Here is a 4365-nt window from a genome sequence, read left to right as displayed (position 1 = left end):
GAATACTTCCCCGTCGAAAACAAGTGGCGAATCTCTGCCCAGTCATCCAATTTGATCACCCTCCATAGTGGTTGGTGGCCCTATTTTCAGTTGGCGCTAATGGCCCTGTTTTGGGTTGGCGTTAACAGGGAGACATGATGGCATCGGATGAGTACGCAACACTCGTAACACTGGACGGCCTAGTCCGGCGCGGTCGGCGAATTCAAAGCTCGTTCTCGTACTGACACCCAACCCGGTACCCCCGACCCCGTGACCCGGCAGAATGACTTACTACGGTTGTTGTGCCAACCGACGCGGGTGGGGGCATCGGAGACCGCTTCGGCTAGTCGGTTCGGGGTGGAATGCGCCGCGCCCGGTGTCGTGTTCGTCCCCTCCATCCCCCATCAGGTCTCCCCCGAAAGGGGACCGAGGGCGTGTGATGGCCGGGGTGGGGATAATTCCGGGCGGATCACTCGCACAGTGGGCGCCGTTCTCCTCGAGGACAGGAATTGTCATCAAGGGACCGGGGTCTAGGGAAACCAGATAGCCGACGGTAGCATTTCTGCACCAATCTGCGTCGATGCGTCTCGATGCGCCTTGAACGAGGCAATATGAACCGTTTTGGGTTCGATGATCGCCTGGACCGTAGACTGCTCGAAGATCTGTGCGACAGTGCGGGAGGAGTGATGATGACAGAGAATGTTGAGCGGACTTTGCTGGTCGAGGCGCTCGTTACTCTCGCCGATACCCTTGTCGCCGGGTATGACATCATCGACCTTCTGCAGACCCTTGTCGAGAAATGCGCTGACGTGTTGGACGCCGCGGATGTCGGCATCATCCTCGCGAATCAGGGCGGCACACTCGAAACCGTCGCCGCGACCAACGAACGAAGCCACCTCCTTGACCTGATGCAACTCGACGCCGGTCAGGGTCCCTGCGTTCAGGCGTACCTCAGCGGCGCGGTTGTCTCCGTCCCGGACCTCGATGACGCAGTCGACCGGTGGCCCGTTTTTGCGATGGGCGCCAGAGAGCTCGGTTACGGGGCGGTGCACTCCGTGCCGCTGCGGCTGAGGGATGACACGCTTGGTGCGTTGAACGTGTTCCGGGATCGCACTGGGGTCCTCAGCAGCGACGATGTTGTTGCCGCGAGAGCGTTGGCTGATGTTGCAACGATCGGGATCCTCCAAGAACGAGCGATCCGCCACGCGGACACCGCCCGCGAACAACTCCAACATGCGCTGAACAGTCGGGTGATCATCGAACAAGCCAAAGGGATCGTCTCCCACACTCACAACGTGAACATGGATGCTGCGTTCCAGATCATCCGCCGGCACACCCGGAACACCAACACCAGCTTCGCCGCCACCGCCACCGGGATCGTGAACGGCACCGTCACCGTCTGACCCGGCAGAACCAGGTCACAAAACCCGCCTTGTGTGGTTGTTTCGGGGAGAAGAACTTCCCCCGATGTGCTCCTGCATGGTGGTTGGGGCATAGTCTGTGCGTGTTGCTCCGGACTTTTTGGCAGCGGTCACCCGTTCGTGCCCCATCGGAGAACACCGACATGCCACCATTTGCGTGCGCCCCAACAGCATCGGTCAGACGTCCGACCTTCCTGATGCTGCCAAGCAGCTCAGACCCCCGCTGGGCTCCGTTCCGCGGATTCATCCACCATCCCCTGCCTGACATCGGGTACGCCGGACGTGACCGGGTAAAGATGCCTGGCCCGCTGCCGAAAGGCCGCAAAGCGGAGAGTCCTTGTCACATCAGAGAGGGGGCGTGTAGTTGATCATGGGAACTTTCACCTACGGCATCCATGACATCAGTGTGGAAGACCGTCTCCTCACCCACGTGCAGATCGTGATGGTCCTAAAGCTTCGCCGCGGGGAGAGCTTCGTGATGTCCTGGGCGGATGCACCCGGCTGCGGCAGCGGACGCTCCTCGATCTGGTTGCACCCCGCGATACCGATCTACTTCAGATTCTTCGGCAGCCGCAGCCCCACCATCAACACCGCCTGGTTGACCGAGCTGACCGATTCTGCGAACAGCTCATATGGCCTCGTGATCACCGCCGAACAACCAGCACACCCCCTCGCCAACAACTCCCCCGCACTCGCACCCGCGGGAGCGTTAGCCCGGGAAACGCATGCTTCATCAGTCGAGAACGCCTCGCCGGTGAAGAACGCTTCGTGAACGGGCCCCGCGAAACCCTCTCGCCGTCCGCGGAACTCGAACGATCAAGCACCGTTCTTTTGGCTGCGGTCGCGGTCGGTGACCACGTGGCGCTCAGCGAGCTCTACGACAGATTCGCCCCGACCCTGAACGGTCTCTGCCACCGCCTCGTCCGGCCCGAAGACACCGACGCCGCCCTGAGCGCCGTCTGGCTGTTCATCTGGAAACACGCACCAGCCCTCAGCCAACTCCCCGGAACAACAAAGGGCGTCCTTCTCAACGCGACCGCTCGAGTCATCACCCAACGAAACCCGCAACCCAGAAAAATGAGGAACCGCACACATTCTGGGTGACAGTCGTTAGACTCGGTCGCAGCCGCCCCAGAACCCGGAAGCTGAAAGCCGTTACCAGCACGGTTCCGTATCTGCATCGACCATGCGAACACGGTCACCTCAACGAGTCGGGACGCCATGTTATCTCGCCTACACACAGCCCGTCGCCGGACGCCCCGCCGACGACTGCGCCGATACTCCGAAACAACCCCCCACGCGCACTTAGATCAAAGGGCAGACGGTGATGTCTCCTGATGAATGTTGAACAGGCCGCCGCCGCGATCCTCCATACGATCCACGCCGACACCCGTCCTGACGCTGATCCTCCCGCGCAACGCCTCGTCAACGAGTGCGCACACGCCACAAGTGCAGCAGGAACATCGCTGACCTGGTCCGTCACCCATTCCGCCCCGCTCACCATCGCCGCGACGGAGGGCACCGGGCACGCATTGGAACTGATCGGCTTCATTCTCGGGGAAGGACCCCAGATCAGCTGCGCAGAAACCAACCGCATCGTGCTCCGCCCCCACCTAGGGGACAGCAACACCGAATGGCCAGGCTTCACCCCCGAAGCGCTTCATGTTGGGGTGAAAGCGGCGTTCGCGTTCCCCCTCCGACTCGGCGCGATCAGCCTCGGCGCTCTCACGCTCTACCGAAACCACCCCGGGACACTCAGCGAAGACCATCTCACCACCGTACTGGCGTACGCCGCAGCCGCGACCGCGTTGCTCCTTGACAAATCCGCCACCGAAACTCTTCACGGCGACACGATCGACGTGCTTCCACCCATTCTGGAAGACCCGTTCACCCTACAAGCCGACGTGCACCAAGCCACCGGGATGCTCTCCGCGCAGCTGAAAACCGACCTCGGAACCGCGCTATCCCTGCTCCGAGCCCACGCATACAGCAACACAAAACCCCTCACCAGTGTCGCGCGGGCCGTCATCGCCCGGAAACTGTTCATCACCTGGGACACAAGCAACTTTCAAAGCCCTGACGGAACGGAAAACTCATGACCCGAGAAACCCGCCTCGCGGAGGTGTTCATCACCCTCGCCGACACCCTCACCGACACCTTCGACGCCACCGACCTCCTGCACTACCTCGCCGACGCGTGCGTGGAACTCCTCGGCATCGATGCCGCCGGGATCATGCTCTCTGACCTCCGCGGCGGCCTGAAACTCGCCGCGTCCTCCTCCGAGAAAATCCGGAACCTAGAACTCTTCGAACTGCAAATCAACGAAGGTCCCTGCCTGGACTCCTTCCACACCGGTCAACCCGTCCTGAACGTGACGATCGGCGAGGCCCGGGAGAAGTGGCCCCAGTTCGAAGCCGTCGCCGCAGCATCCGGTGTGAAAGCAACCCACGCGCTCCCCCTCAGGCACCGCGGGAACATCATCGGCGCCATAAACCTCTGCTCCGAGCACACCACCCTCCTCACCGAACCCGACATCGCCCTCGGCCAGGCCCTCGCCGACATGGCCACCATCAGCCTCCTCCAAAACCGCGGCAACACCGAACAAGCCGTCCTCGCCGACCAGCTACAAGCTGCGCTGAACAACCGGGTCCTCATCGAACAAGCCAAAGGCATCCTCGCCGAACACGCGAAAATCACCCCAGACACAGCCTTCGACCTCATCCGTGACCACGCAAGAACCAACCACAACCGGCTCCTACACGACGCCGAAAACATCATCAACGGAACCCTCCACCTCCACCCCACCACGCACCACCCCAAAACCCTGAACCCCTGAACTGAGGCTGACCCCGTTTCCCGGACAGGTGGTTGGTTGGTCAGGCTGCCAGTGTGAGCTGGCGGCGTTCGTACTCTAATGGACTGAGGTAGCCGATGCCGGAGTGGCGTCGGCGGGCGTTGTACCAGC

General features: G+C 61.8%; 5 protein-coding genes. 4 read left to right on the top strand and 1 reads right to left on the bottom strand.

What is annotated here, in order from left to right:
- Positions 1-668: 668 nt before the first annotated feature.
- From B7R24_RS16755 to B7R24_RS16735, 4 genes are all read left to right on the top strand, one after another.
- The gene (locus B7R24_RS16755; RefSeq protein ID WP_116420193.1) at positions 669-1382 is read left to right on the top strand and encodes a GAF and ANTAR domain-containing protein; all 714 of its coding nucleotides are present in this window, start codon (positions 669-671) and stop codon (positions 1380-1382) included.
- Positions 1383-1770: 388 nt separating this feature from the next.
- A complete protein-coding gene (locus tag B7R24_RS16750) occupies positions 1771-2172 on the top strand; it encodes a DUF7882 family protein (protein WP_216363773.1) in 402 nt (133 codons plus the stop codon).
- Between the two features lie 565 nt (positions 2173-2737).
- The gene (locus B7R24_RS16740; protein ID WP_116420191.1) at positions 2738-3499 is read left to right on the top strand and encodes an ANTAR domain-containing protein; all 762 of its coding nucleotides are present in this window, start codon (positions 2738-2740) and stop codon (positions 3497-3499) included.
- A complete protein-coding gene (locus tag B7R24_RS16735) occupies positions 3496-4236 on the top strand; it encodes a GAF and ANTAR domain-containing protein (protein WP_116420190.1) in 741 nt (246 codons plus the stop codon). Before B7R24_RS16740 ends, B7R24_RS16735 begins: the two co-directional genes overlap by 4 nt.
- Before the next feature lie 40 nt (positions 4237-4276).
- On the opposite strand, the gene B7R24_RS18475 is transcribed toward B7R24_RS16735, so the two are convergent.
- Positions 4277-4365: IS3 family transposase (locus B7R24_RS18475; RefSeq protein ID WP_367302594.1), on the bottom strand; the 89-nt coding region annotated here is incomplete at its 5' end.

This window comes from Subtercola boreus, from assembly GCF_003399645.1.
Classification (GTDB): domain Bacteria; phylum Actinomycetota; class Actinomycetes; order Actinomycetales; family Microbacteriaceae; genus Subtercola; species Subtercola boreus_A.
Note: the sequence above shows the minus strand (reverse complement) of the source record. Positions and strands in the feature narration are given on the sequence as shown.

Bases quoted from the DNA above. Each gene is read 5' to 3' on its own strand.
- B7R24_RS16755 (WP_116420193.1), top strand. From the start codon at position 669: ATGACAGAGAATGTTGAGCGGACTTTGCTGGTCGAGGCGCTCGTTACT.
- B7R24_RS16750 (WP_216363773.1), top strand. From the start codon at position 1,771: ATGGGAACTTTCACCTACGGCATCCATGACATCAGTGTGGAAGACCGT.
- B7R24_RS16740 (WP_116420191.1), top strand. From the start codon at position 2,738: ATGAATGTTGAACAGGCCGCCGCCGCGATCCTCCATACGATCCACGCC.
- B7R24_RS16735 (WP_116420190.1), top strand. From the start codon at position 3,496: ATGACCCGAGAAACCCGCCTCGCGGAGGTGTTCATCACCCTCGCCGAC.